Source organism: Bradyrhizobium sp. CCBAU 11434, from assembly GCF_028128895.1.
Classification (GTDB): Bacteria; Pseudomonadota; Alphaproteobacteria; order Rhizobiales; family Xanthobacteraceae; genus Bradyrhizobium; species Bradyrhizobium zhengyangense.
Genome location: NZ_LBJX01000101.1, coordinates 402,637 through 415,193, shown reverse-complemented (window position 1 = coordinate 415,193; position 12,557 = coordinate 402,637). Strand labels below are relative to the sequence as shown.

11 protein-coding genes are annotated in these 12,557 nt (G+C 62.8%); 3 read left to right on the top strand and 8 right to left on the bottom strand.

Going from position 1 to position 12,557, the window contains the following annotated elements; all coding sequences use genetic code 11:
- Positions 1–6 precede the first annotated feature (6 nt).
- Together XI06_RS36680 and XI06_RS36675 are read right to left on the bottom strand one after the other, a co-directional pair.
- Positions 7–987, bottom strand: coding sequence for a helix-turn-helix domain-containing protein (locus XI06_RS36680; protein ID WP_271607531.1), 981 nt, complete (start codon positions 985–987; stop codon positions 7–9).
- Positions 988–1,351: 364 nt separating this feature from the next.
- A complete protein-coding gene (locus XI06_RS36675) occupies positions 1,352–1,834 on the bottom strand; it encodes a hypothetical protein (protein WP_442869490.1) in 483 nt (160 codons plus the stop codon).
- Positions 1,835–2,245: 411 nt separating this feature from the next.
- Here XI06_RS36675 and XI06_RS36670 point away from each other — a divergent pair, with 411 nt between their 5' ends.
- Positions 2,246–3,445, top strand: coding sequence for a sensor histidine kinase (locus XI06_RS36670; RefSeq protein ID WP_271607529.1), 1,200 nt, complete (start codon positions 2,246–2,248; stop codon positions 3,443–3,445).
- 101 nt (positions 3,446–3,546) lie between these two features.
- Here the strand turns inward: XI06_RS36670 and XI06_RS36665 are convergent, their stop codons facing one another.
- Together XI06_RS36665 and XI06_RS36660 are read right to left on the bottom strand one after the other, a co-directional pair.
- Positions 3,547–5,121, bottom strand: a complete 1,575-nt coding sequence (locus XI06_RS36665) for a S53 family peptidase (protein WP_271607528.1) — start codon at positions 5,119–5,121, stop codon at positions 3,547–3,549.
- A 433-nt stretch (positions 5,122–5,554) separates the two neighbouring features.
- On the bottom strand, positions 5,555–5,965 hold the full coding sequence (locus tag XI06_RS36660; protein ID WP_237864621.1) for a DUF3606 domain-containing protein: 411 nt from the start codon (positions 5,963–5,965) through the stop codon (positions 5,555–5,557).
- 276 nt (positions 5,966–6,241) lie between these two features.
- Here XI06_RS36660 and XI06_RS36655 point away from each other — a divergent pair, with 276 nt between their 5' ends.
- On the top strand, positions 6,242–6,382 hold the full coding sequence (locus tag XI06_RS36655; protein ID WP_237864620.1) for a hypothetical protein: 141 nt from the start codon (positions 6,242–6,244) through the stop codon (positions 6,380–6,382).
- Here XI06_RS36655 and XI06_RS36650 read toward each other — a convergent pair.
- The 3 genes from XI06_RS36650 to XI06_RS36640 are packed head-to-tail and all read right to left on the bottom strand — an operon-like array spanning position 6,379 to position 10,188.
- Positions 6,379–7,965 carry an ATP-binding protein gene (locus XI06_RS36650; RefSeq protein ID WP_271607527.1) on the bottom strand — a complete coding sequence of 529 codons (1,587 nt, stop codon included), beginning with the start codon at positions 7,963–7,965 and terminating at the stop codon, positions 6,379–6,381. The two genes, XI06_RS36655 and XI06_RS36650, sit on opposite strands and share 4 nt — an antisense overlap.
- Positions 7,962–8,666 carry a response regulator transcription factor gene (locus XI06_RS36645; protein ID WP_271607526.1) on the bottom strand — a complete coding sequence of 235 codons (705 nt, stop codon included), beginning with the start codon at positions 8,664–8,666 and terminating at the stop codon, positions 7,962–7,964. Before XI06_RS36645 ends, XI06_RS36650 begins: the two co-directional genes overlap by 4 nt.
- 13 nt (positions 8,667–8,679) lie before the next feature.
- Entirely contained in the window at positions 8,680–10,188 is a 1,509-nt protein-coding gene (locus XI06_RS36640; RefSeq protein WP_271607525.1) for a DUF4153 domain-containing protein, read from the bottom strand.
- A 189-nt stretch (positions 10,189–10,377) separates the two neighbouring features.
- Here XI06_RS36640 and XI06_RS36635 point away from each other — a divergent pair, with 189 nt between their 5' ends.
- On the top strand, positions 10,378–11,676 hold the full coding sequence (locus tag XI06_RS36635) for a glycoside hydrolase family 3 N-terminal domain-containing protein (protein ID WP_271607524.1): 1,299 nt from the start codon (positions 10,378–10,380) through the stop codon (positions 11,674–11,676).
- 25 nt (positions 11,677–11,701) lie between these two features.
- Here the strand turns inward: XI06_RS36635 and XI06_RS36630 are convergent, their stop codons facing one another.
- Positions 11,702–12,484, bottom strand: a complete 783-nt coding sequence (locus XI06_RS36630) for a LysR family transcriptional regulator (RefSeq protein WP_271607523.1) — start codon at positions 12,482–12,484, stop codon at positions 11,702–11,704.
- Positions 12,485–12,557: the final 73 nt, after the last annotated feature.

The window sequence follows — 12,557 nt, the reverse complement described above, 5'->3', positions numbered from 1 at the left end:
CGGCCGCTATATTTCTGTAGCGGCGCGCCTCAGGGTTTCGGACGGCAGCTCGCCGTGGAGCCGCAGGTAATCGGCTGCAAAGCGGCCAACATTGTGAAAGCCGCAGCGGAAGGCAACGCCTGTTACCGTGGTCGTCTCCATCGGAGAGCGCAGAAATTCCGCGGCCCGTTGCAACCGCACCCGCTTGGCGAATTGGGCCGGAGAGCCCTTGCCGGCGCGCGCGAACTCGCGAAATACGGTGCGCACGCCGACATTGGCGACGCCGGCGATTTCGTCGAGATCGATCGGCCGGTTCCAATTCGCCTCGATGAAGGCCTCGATCCTGGCGACGACGCTGCGCCCCGCGCTGCGCGGTTCACGCCGGAGCAGATCCGAGAAATTATGTTCATGGCCCAGAAGAAACCTGACGATGAGGTCGCGTTCGAGCTCGGCCTTGGCAAGCGGCGAATATTGATCCGCAAACGTCTCCAGTTCCTCGGCGAGATGGAATACCTGCCGCCTGAAAAGCGACATGCTGGATGAATTCGGATCGGATTCGGACAGCTCGAGCCGTCGGTCACTTGCGTCGCCGGCGAGAGCCTTCATGGCGCGTTCAAGCGCCAGCGTGTCGATGCGCAGGACCAGCTGCCGATAGTCCTCGCCAAAATCGAGTTGCAGTCGTGAATTTCCGGAGACGAGGGGTGTCCAGGCACCGATCGAGCTGCTTCCACGCGACGTCGTGAAACTGGCGCGGCCCTGGATAGAGAACAATTGCCTGACGAAGTTCGCCTCGGGAAAACTCACCGAGACTGGAGCGTCGTAACAGCAAAAACCCAGACCGACAGCCGTCAGCCTGGCGTAGTTGGCGCGGATGCCGAAAGTTCCACTCCGCTTGTCGAAACCATCCGCGCCGTAGACGCTGAACAGGCGGTCGCGTGCAAGCTCGCTGTCGCGCGAATGCACGGCCTCATACTTGTCCAGATAAGTGACGTCCTTTGAACCCGGCAAACGAAGCACCCGAAACTGCGCGCGCAAATCTACGCATTCTCTCCGGCCGTGCTACCAATCTCGAATTGCATTGTTCGCGGGGACTCGCATCGCTCAACGCCAGAGCCTGTCGACGGTATTCCGATCGCGTTGCGCGCTTTTGGCGCATGTCGAAAATCGGCAAATCGGCGCTGTGTGGATTTGATGTGGCGGAATCCGGATGATGGTGAACGCCTGCTGATGATCTCATGGATCGCATTCAAATGAGATTCGTCTAGAAAGAGTCAGGCCGGATATTTCAGAGCCCGGCTGGAACGAACGGTGCCGCCTGGCGATCATATTATGCCAGCGCGGCACTGTTCCCGGCGGTTCGGCCGTTATGGAATCAATTCCCCGGCTGAAACGTGCAATCCGCCCCGCTGCCGTCCTTCTGCCTGATAGCGTTGGGGTCGATCGTGCAGCTCAGCTTGCTCAGGCTCTCGAAATTCGATCCCGCCGCACCATCGGGCGGAATGCCTGCCAGTGCCTCGGTCGCGAAGATCTCGTTGGCGGTGGGACCGTTTACGGTCCTGACCTTCTTGCCGAATGTCACCTCGCAATTGCGCAACGTGATGTCGACATTACCGGCGCGGCAAACGATCTTGTCTGCGGTCACGACCACAGGCTTCTTATAGGGAATGTCGGCATTGGCGGCGAACAACATCGCCACCGCCTTCTTCTCGGCGCCGGACAGCGTCGGCGACAGCGGCGCGATCACGCCCGCCAGCGCCAGCGCCGTGGAGCCGGAGATTTTGGAGGGCGTAGCGCCAGCGCCGTTGGCGACGGCGACATGGGTGGCGCCAAGGACAAGGACGGCACAGGCCGGCATCGTGATCTTCATTGGCGTTTCTCCACTTCTGTCACGGTTCTGCTGCCAGACGCGCTTAGCCTACGACAGATTTCCCATCCGGGGGAGGGCTATGGTCACAGGTTGGGGCGAGGGAGCTTAGCGAAATCAGTCGATGTGCACTCGTAAAGGGCCGCACGGAAGTCCGTTTCCGAGAGCTCAGCGAGCCAGTTGTGCCAAAGTGAATTCTTTGACTTTTGGCCCAGTGGCTGATCCTAGCCGAAGGCGCCGCGAGGTCTGCTTCCTGACGAAGGTCCGAACAAGGCATGCCTGGGTGGCCAAGGCAGCCTTTACCCAACTCCGACATTGACGGTACGTGTTGCCGGTGGCGCTGTCCGCTTCAAATACCTTGGCTAGAGCTACCTGAAAGTGTGGAAGGTACGCGGGCAATGATTGGCCGACTTCCCAAATGCCGTTCTTGCCCCAGCGGGCATTGCGCTGTGCGGAAATTTGGCTTTAGGCTTGGCGGGCAAGCGTCCGAGCGAGGTTGAGGTTATGGAGGGGGAGATCGTCAGCGGCTTCTTGGCGGGAGGCGGCGAGATGGGCGCTTTGACGAGAGAGTTTGACTGGTCAAAGACGTCGCTCGGCTCTCCGGAAACATGGCCGCAAAGTCTTCGGGTTACCGTGCGGCTCGTCCTCACTTCGCGTCACCCGATGTTCATTTGGTGGGGTCCGGAACTCATCCAGTTCTACAACGATGCTTACCGCGAGACGATGGGGCCCGAGCGGCATCCAAGCGCTTTGGGCGCGCGGGGCCGCGAGTGTTGGGATGAGATATGGGACGTCATTGGTCCTCAGATCGAGTACGTCATGGCAGGTAAGGGGGCGACCTGGCATGAGGACCAACTGGTGCCGGTAACGCGTCACGGTCGTCGTGAAGATGTCTGGTGGACTTATAGCTTCGGTCCAATCGATCTCGAAGGCAAAATCGGCGGTGTGCTTGTCGTCTGCAGGGACGTCACATCCGAGCACATGGCAAGGGAAGCGCTGAACCTCATCAACGAAGAGTTAAAGCATCGCGTCAAGAACACTCTTGCGGTACTCAGTGCCGTGGCCAGCCAGACATTTCGCGACGCGTCGAGCAAAGCCGATCTTGAAAAGTATCAAGGACGACTTGGCGCGTTCGGACGTGCGCACGACCTGCTTACAGCAGCAAATTGGGCTGCCGCGCCCCTTCAAGATGTGATCAGCGCCGCGTTGAGCCCTTATAGAACAGGCGAAGGACGGATTGCCGTTTCGGGTCCTCCGCTTGTTGTCAAATCGAGGCAGGCTCTCGCTCTGTCCTTGGCAATCCACGAGCTTGCGACCAATGCCTTGAAGTACGGCGCGCTGAGTGTGACGAGCGGCCGCGTGTCGGTCACATGGACATCAAAAGATGATTCGGGTGTGCCAAAGTTCGTTTTCGTCTGGCAGGAGTTTGGGGGCCCACCTGTGTCGGAGCCGGCCGGTGTGGGCTTCGGTTCGCGCCTCATTTCTAGGGTGTTAAAAGACGATTTCAGAGGCTCGGTTGAAGTGTCGTATGGATCAACCGGACTGATTTGCTGCCTGACCGCTCCCCTCGAAAATCTAGGAAGTTCTTCGGAAGAGCGGTGAAGGCTCTTTGCCACAGCATAGACGAACACGGCTGCGTCGGAACGACGCGGCCGTGTTCTACGCAGGCGGACTGATCATCCGCCTGCGCCAAACGCGATCGGCTAGCTGCTCGGGCCGCCCTGGAGCGCGGTCAGCAGCTTGTTGCCGTCAGGCGCGCCCCAGCCGGTGCAGGCGTCCCATCCGGGACCTGCCTTGTATTGTCCGCCGAGCAGACCGTCGGTGTCGTTGTTGCCGACGGTGATGTCGCGCAGCACGCCTGATGGCCCGAACTTGGAATAGAGCAAGGCATTGAAATTGCCGGACCGTGCGCCGAGCGCGGCGTTGATCCGGGCGATCAGGCTGGCCCAGAGCGGTGCGGACGCGCTGGTGCCGCCGACAATGCCGAGCTTGCCGCCCGACATCGTCAGATAGCCCGTGGCCGGATCGGCATTGGCCGCGACATCGGGGATTGCGCGTCCGGCAAAGTGCTTGGGATTGATCGACTTCGGCACGATGCCTTGCTGCCAGGCCGGGACCGGTGTGGTGTCACTGACGCCGCCGCCGGTGCCGCTGCCGGGTCCGTCGTTCCAGACGGTCTCGGTGATCTGCACCTGCTTCTTGGCGTTGGCGCGCGCATGCAGGGTGGTGCCGCCCACCGCCAGCACGTAGGGACTGATTGCAGGGTAGTTCACATGCGCCCGTCCGTCCTGCATCTGTGCTTCCGAGCCGTCGTCGCCGGTGGAGACGCAGAATGTGATGCCGAGATGGGCCGCCGCGAGGAAGCTGTGGTTGCAATGGTCGATCGCAGCCGGTGACCAGATCACTCCGCTGTTGTTGAAGGCCTGGTTCTCGTCCCAGCCCCAGCTGATCGACACGACGGAGGGATCGTTGACGGAATCGCTGACGACCTTCGCGAGACAATCGACCAGACCCTTCTCGTCGAAGGTGGAAAAATAGGTGGCGATCTTGGCACCGCCGCCGAGCGCGCCGGCGACGTTGACGTCCAGCATCACCTCACCGGTCGATTCCGGATCGCCGGCCGGATCGGTCGAGACGCCGTCGACCGCGATGACCGCGACCTCCGGTGCCGGAACGCCGATCTTGCTGAAATAGGCCGCGACGTCGGGCGTCTCCACGCCGCCGCCGAACTCGAGCAGGCCGATGCATTGCTTGCTCGCATCGACCTTGGGGAAGTCGTAGATGGCGCCGAGCTCGGTCGGAATGAACCAGTGCCGCACGGAGCTTGCGAAATCCGGCTTTGCGCTGCTCGCCGAATGACGTGAGCGGTGGAGCACACGATGGTTGTTGAGGCCGAATACGCCGGTGATGGCATCGCCGACTTCGGGGGGGACGTGCACCGGGCCGGTGCGGGCGTGGAAGTCGCCCAGCTTCGGATGGGAATAGTCGAACAGCGTGACGCCGAAGGCGTCGCTGACGTCGTCGACTGTTCCGGCGATGCCGAGCCGCGCGGCGGCGGGCTCGTTGCGGGTAACGACGAGCTTGTGCGCCTTGGCAAAATCCTCGATCGACTTGATGGCCTTGGGATCGGAGCCGTAGCTGCTCGCGAGCTGGTCGCGCGTCATATACTTGCGCTCCTTGGGGAGCTTTTTGTCGAGATCGGACAGATCAGGCAGATCGGCGGATCGCTTGACGCCGACCGTCAGCTCGATCCAGCGCTGGCCGTTGGTTCGGCGCATCGCTTTCGAGCCTGTCGGCAGTTGATGGACAGAGTTGGGAAGTTCGACCATGTGGGGTGTTGCACTAGGGGACATAGTATTTCCTCCTTGTACGGGGTGGTGCGCTGGAAAACTGTTGCGGACGCGGGTCCTGTTCGTTCGAAAGTGTTCAGGTGTTCGAAAATGGATCGCGGCGTGCCGGCGAAAAAGCCGGTATGAAATAGATCAAACCTAAAATAGCAAAGCGACGCGATGCATCCTAGCAGGGGGATGCTGATGCGGCAAAGCCGATCGCGCAGTGCGCGTCTCACAAATGCGTCAGTCTATCGGAAGTCACGCCTCAGCGATGAGCCAATCGATCTGACGTAGTTGGCTCATGGCAATCGTTGCGCGTGCACGGAGGCGCGATGCACGCCGGCGGATGTATCGTGCTGATGGAGAGGTGTCCGAGGTATCAGGCGGCCTTCTTCCGCGAAGCGGATGTCTTTTTCTTTGCAGTCTTCTTCGCAGTCTTCTTCTTCGCAGCCTTCTGGGCGACCAGGTACGCCTCGACCTTCCTGGACGAATGGCCGGCGGCGGCGACGGCAGCCTTCAGCCTGGCCGGCGTGATCTTGAACTTCTTCGACCAGTAGCGGACTTCGTAGGCTTCGCCGAGCGCGATCCGCGTCTTGTCGGCGGCGCGGTGCTTCTGGAGCTTGATGTATGCTTCGACCTTGCTGGCGGAGTGGCCGACCTTCTTGACGGCGTATTTGAGCTTGGCCGGGGTGACCTTGAATTTCTTCGACCAGTAGGCGACTTCGTATCTCTCGGTGAGCGCAATCAGCTTGCGGTCCGCTCCACCCCGCTTGGTCTTGTCGTCGGCCATGCTTCTCTCCTGCCCTGAATCGCGTGCGCATCCAGTCTAGCATGCCATCGGATTTTTGCGGTGCAAGATGCCGCGTGCGTGGCGGTTGTGCGAGGCGGCGGTTTTGCCGCGTCAGCTCAAATGGTTGGGAAGCGCGACGCCTGCTCATCCCGGCAGGGTCGTTCTACTTTGCATGGGGTTGTTTTCGACTTTTTTGCCATTCGCGCGTCCGTGATGGAACCTAATCGCGGCTGGCGCGACTTATCAATGACACGGGGAAACACGTGCGAGGCTGTCATGGCAGAGAAGCATACCGCCGATCGGGCAGAGATCATGCGGGCGACCGGTCATCCTGAGCTGGAATATGCCGCCGGCTGGACCATCGCTGGTCTCGTCACCATCGGCACCATCGTCGCCGCCTGGGTGTTCGCGATCTAGGCCACCGGGAATTGCAGCTCGAAGGCCACGCCGTCATCGGTCGGCTTGAGCCTGATCGAGCCGCCATGGCTCGCCATCACCGCGCGTGCGATCGCAAGGCCCATGCCGGTGCCGCCCTGGTCGCGGCGGGTCGTGAAGAAAGCGTCAAAGATCCTGTCGCGGTTTGGCGCCGAGATCGCCTCGCCATCATTGCTGACTGTCAGCCGCAACGTCGTCCGCTCGTCCACCGCCTCCAGCCTGATTGCCCCCGCCTTGTGCCGCACCGCGTTGTCGGCGAGATGCGACAGCACGATCAGTGCCTTTTCGCCGGACATGCCGACCGGCCGGTCCAGACTGCCGCTGGCCTCGATGCGGCTCGCCGGAAACCGGCTTTTCAGGTCGGCGATCACGGGCGCAAGTTCGGTGCGCTCGTTCTGCGGCAGGCTCTCGGCGCGCGCCAGCTCTCGCAGCCGCTGCGCCATCGCCTCCAGCCGCTGGGTATCGGCGAGGATGTTGGCAATGAAGGTCCGCTGCTCTGATGGCGTCAGGCCCTCGGCCTTGCCTTGATAGGAATCCTGCAACAATTCGGCCGCGCCCTTGATCGAGGTCAGCGGCGATTTCAGCTCGTGGGTGAGATGAGCCGAGAACGTTGCGATATGGTCGGAGCGCCTCGCGAGCTGCTCGGCCATCCCGAGAAAACTATGCGAGAGTTGCGCGAATTCGCGCGTGCCGTAGTGCCGCAGCGGCTGGAACGCCTCGCGATCGCCGCTTCGGATCCGTGCCGCGCGGTCGATCAATTCGCGCATCGGCAGCGTGATGGTGCGCGAGAACACGAGGCCGATCGCGATTGTGCCGAGGATCACCGCAAGCCCCGCCAGCACGAATTTTGCGCGCTCCTGGTAAAGATGGTCAAAGATGTTGCTCGGCGTCCGCGTGGTGTAGATTACCCCCGCGACGCGGTTGTTGACGATGACGGGCATCGCCGAGAACACATGCACGCCAAGCCCGCGACTGAAGGAATAGATCGGCGGCGGCGGCTTGTCGGGCACGCGGTTGCGTAACGTCGCGCGGTACTGCCCGTGCAGCGCGTCCGCCACTTCCTCGATATGCGCAAGCGACTGTCCGACCTCCTGCCGCCCCGCGATCACCACGCCTTGTGGATCGAGGATGCGAAACCCCGCCAGCGTCACCTTCTGCGTCTCGCGGATGATCGGCGTCAGCTTGGCGCCGATCTCGACGTAAGCCTGCTGCGCCGGCCGGGACGCGGGCAGTGCGTCCGGCCGTCGACGCAACAAATCATTGGCGGTGAGATCGAGCGCGGGGCGGATCGGCGTGAACTCGTCGCCGAGATCGGGCAGCACGCTCGGCGCAACCTCGGCGCCGAGCGTCAGGCCGCTGTCGAGCCGTGCCGCGACCTCCTGGGCATAGATCGTCGCCAGCACGCGGCTCTGGGCGATCAGCTCGGCCTGGGTCTGGCGGATCAGCTGGTTGTCGTAGAGGCGGAAGAAGAACAGGCCCACCAGCGGCAGCACGGCAACGGTCGCCAGCACCGCGAAGATCACGAGCGCGAGCGATGGCCGCCATTTGTCAGGCGGAGCGCTCACGCCTCTTTCTCGCAGCGGCCGAGCTTGAAGCCGACGCCGTGGATGGTCTCGATCACGTTGTCGCAAGCCAGCGCCGCGAGCTTGGCGCGGATATTGCGGATGTGGCTGTCGATGGTGCGGTCGGAGACCTGGATGTTGAGCTGGTAGGCCGCGCGCATCAGCTGCTCGCGGTTGAACACCGACGTCGGCCGGGTCAGGAATGCACGCAAGATGCCGAACTCGATCGCAGTCAGTTTCAGCGCCGTGCCGGCGAACGTCGCGACGTGCTGCTCGGGATCGATCAGCAGTCCGCCTTGCGACAGCGCGGCGGGACCGGCCTTGGCCTCGCCATTGCGCGGGCTGAGCCTGCGCAGGATCACGTTGACCCGCGCCACCAGCTCGCGCGGGCTGAATGGTTTTGTGACGTAGTCGTCGCCGCCGATCTCGAGGCCGAGGATGCGGTCGATCTCCTCGTCGCGCGCCGACAGGAACAGGATCGGCACGTCGGAGATTTTGCGGATCTCGCGGCAGACATCAAGGCCGTCGAACTCGGGCATACCGATGTCGAGCACGATCAGATCGGGCCTGTCGGAGGCAAATCGCGCCAGCGCCTCCTTGCCGTCGCGGGCCTCGATTACGTCCATGCCGGCCTTCTTCAGCGCAACGCGGATGACCTCGCGGATGTGGCCCTCGTCGTCGACGATGAGAATGCGATGCGCCAAAGAAATTCTCCGCTCACCCTGCCGGCTGGCTGCCGGACCGGCTGGTCGCCTCGGCGTCCAGCCTGCGCTGCAGCCTCCAGCTTCGAAAGCCCCAGGCCCGCCAAGCCATGTCCTGACGCTGCCTTTCTATAAGCAGATCGCGCCATCCGACAAGATTGACGAACTTTGCGTCGGAGCGAAACGGCAGCACCTTGGCGATTGCCGGCAGAGCCTGTGGCCCAAGCAGCCAAAGATAGTACTCATCGATCGATTGGCCCTTTCCTGAAACTTCCCTGCTGTGGGCGACATTATAGTCGGCGATGAAGGCGTCGAAGTTCATCAGAGCACAGCTATACAGCACGATCGTTAACGCGATCAGATTGGTGCCGACAAGCCAGCGGTTCGACCGGTTGAGCACGATACGGGCGACGATCAGGATCAGCCCCAGCGCCACCAGCCCCATCCAGACGAAGGCTGCGATGCGCCAATAGGTCAGCATGTAGATGTCCACGTAGAGATCGAGGCGGAGGATGGAAGAGGCCACCAGCAGCACGTTCTGCGCCACCCAGAGATAGACCAGCGGGCGGATCACGGCGGATTTCTCTGCTGGCCCGCCCGGACGCATCGCGACCAGCACGAAAGCGGCGGCGAGCAGCGCGGTCGCGATCAGCGGATAGGCGCCGCGATGGGCGTAGGCCGCATAAGTCATGTCGGCCGGCAATACGACATGGCTCCAGAGATAGAGCCCGTCAAGGACGGACTGCGCCGCGAACAGTAGATTGAACAGGATCAGCGAGCGCAGGATGGTGGAGGGGCCGAGGAATTCCGCCGAGACGGCGGGCGGCAGTGGAGGTGGCACGGAGGCATCGGCGACTTCCGTCATGACAAGCTTCCTGCGTCGCCAGCGCAGATGGATGAACGGCCAGACCAGCGCCACCATCATGGTCCAGAACAGTACACGGGCGATGCTGACATATTCGAAAATGACATTTGGATTGAGCAGGGAGACCCATTGCTCGATCACCGGATTGGCTGCAGCGAAGAGGGCGACAAAGACAGTGCCGAGCGCCATCGGCAGCAACCAGAGTGCGATGCCACGGGTGAATGCGGACATGTTGAACACCTGAAGCGCTTCGACGAAGACTCTGAGGGGGCCGAACAGAAAGAAGTTGCGTAGTGCACGCGCGCGCTCGGCGAGCCCGGTCGTCTCCGGATTGGTCGCAAACAGCAGCGCAATGGCGAGCGCCGTCACGAGAATCAGGAAGGACAGCGGGTTGAGCTCTTCGATCGCCGGCATCAGGCCGGCGACGAGGATGGCGGCGCCGATCATGGTGCGGCGCCGATCCAGCGCGGCGTAATTGAAAAGCATCGATAAGCAGATCGTCGCGATTGCAAACAGCGTCAGCGACAGGCCGATCCGATGGCCATAGAACAGCCAGTCGGCGAGCGCAGCCAGCGCCAGCGCGCAGCCCAGCTTGGCTGGAATGGAGGAATGCCTGATCGGCCGGAGGTCCGCCGCGATCGTCGAAGCCAGGCTCGTCATGTCCGGAACACCTTTCGTGATGGGTGGCATCACGAAATCTGCACGCCGGATGTGCAGAAGGCGGGATCAACGTCTGCATGGTTTCAGGAGTCTTCTGCAGATTTCGTGCAGACGCGTTTTTGCATCTCGCGCCGCGAAATTCGCTTTGATAGGTGCGAAGCATTCGGCACCGCTCGGATGTGACGCATCATGCAATTCCTCCGTCGTATCGGCCTCGTACTGCTCTGGTCTGCCGCGCCTCTCGTTGCATTCGCGGCCGCGAACAAGAATGATCCTTATCTGGTCCCGCTGCGCGGCGTTGGAAACATCGGGCTTGTCGCCGCAAGCCTCCTGATTGTTGTCGCCCTGCTCCGCAGGGGGCGTTGGCGCAGCCTGTCCGGCAAGCTGCTCGTCACGCTCTGGTGCCTGCCGCCGGTCCTGATGGCAGTGGCGCATTTCAGTTTCGAGCTGCGCAAGCACGACGTGCTCAGCGCTGACGCGGCCGAGGCGCGTCAGCTCGGGCCTCACTTCATGGTCGGCTATTCATCTTTTCCAGAGGTCGCGCGCCTTGCCGAGCAGGGCTTGATCGGCGGCGTCTACGTCACCCGGCACAACATCCGCGGCCGATCGATCGATGGGCTGCGTGCCGAGATCGCGGCGCTTCAGGATAAGCGCCGGGCCGCCGGCCTGCCGCCGCTGATCGTCGCCGCGGACCAGGAGGGCGGAATCGTCGGACACCTTGCGCCACCGCTGACCAAAGTGCCGGCATTGGCGACGCTCGCGGGGCTTGCTCCTGAAGACCAGCAGGCCAAAGCGGAAGAGTTCGGCCGTATCCACGGCCGCGAGCTCGCCAGCCTTGGCGTCAACCTCAATCTTGCGCCGGTGCTCGATCTCAAGCCCCCACAGCGGCGTAACCGCCTCGACTTTCATACGCTGATCGGACAGCGCGCGATTGCGACCGATCCTGCGGCCGTCAGCACCATCGCAAGTGCATATGTGCGCGGGCTCGAAGAGCAAGGCGTGGGCGCCACGCTCAAGCATTTCCCGGGCATTGGCCGCGTGCGCACGGACACACACCATTTCAGCGCCAACCTCAACACGCCGGTCAGGGAGCTGGAAGCGACCGACTGGCTGCCGTTCCGCGAAGTGTTGTCGCAGTCGCACAGCGCGCTGATGGTCGGCCATGTCACACTGACTGCAGTCGATCCCGATCACGCCGCCTCGCATTCGAAACGCGTCGTCGACGGCATTATCCGCGAGACCTGGAAGTACCAGGGCCTGGTCATGACCGACGATCTGGTGATGGGGGCGATCTATCAGCACGATGTCTGCAAGGCCGTGGTCGAGGCCATCAACGCCGGCGTCGACCTGCTGCTGGTCGCCTACGACGGCGCGCAATTCTATCGGATTTTCGGCTGCGCCCTCGACGGATCGCGGCAGGGCAAGCTTGATGCGGCCATGCTGCGCGCAAGCGCGGCGCGGCTCGTCCGTGCCTTTCCGGCGGACTGAGCCAAGTACGACCTACAAGTGCGGCCTATCTCAACTCCTCGGCGAGGAAATCGACCAGAGCACGCACCTTGGTCGAGGGACGCGGACCCGCGGGAAACACGGCATACACGTCAACCGGCGCGAGCTTGTAGCTCTTCAGCACCGGCACCAGCGCGCCCGCCTCGATCTCGGGGCCGGCCATCACCGGCGAGGTCATCGCGATGCCGAGCCCCGCAAGCACGCTTGCGAATACGCCCGGACCGGAATCGGTGGTGATGCGGCCGCGGACATCGACCGAAGTCTCTGCACCGTTGCGGGTGAACGACCAGGTGGTGCGGCCGAACAGGCCGGGACCGAAGATGCAGTCATGCGAGGCCAGATCGGCCGGCGTTTTCGGGGTGCCGCGTTCGGCAAGATAGGACGGCGCCGCGGCGAGAAAGCGCGGCAGGGATGCAAGCTTCCGTGCGCCGAATCCGGAGTCGTCGAGCGGGCCCAGGCGAATGGCGACGTCGGTGCCTTCCGCAACGAGGTTCTGCCGCTCGTCGGCGACAGACAGCTCGATGCGCAACAGGGGATGCAGCGTCAGGAATTTCGGCAGGCGCGGGATCATGTGCCTGGTGCCGTACATGATGGGCATCGTGATGCGCAGCGTTCCGCGCAAGGAGTCGACGCCGCGCGCGGCGTCCTCGGCGTCCTCGATGTCGGCCAGGACTTCGCGCGCGCGGCTGAGAAACAATGCGCCGGCATCAGTCACGGCGATGCTGCGCGTGGTGCGCAGCAGCAGCTTGACGCCAAGCCGGCTCTCCAATTCGCCGATGATACGCGACACCGAAGGTTGCGACAGGCCAAGCTCGCGCGCGGTCTTTGAAAAGGCTGCCGCTCTCCGCCGCGCGGACGAACAC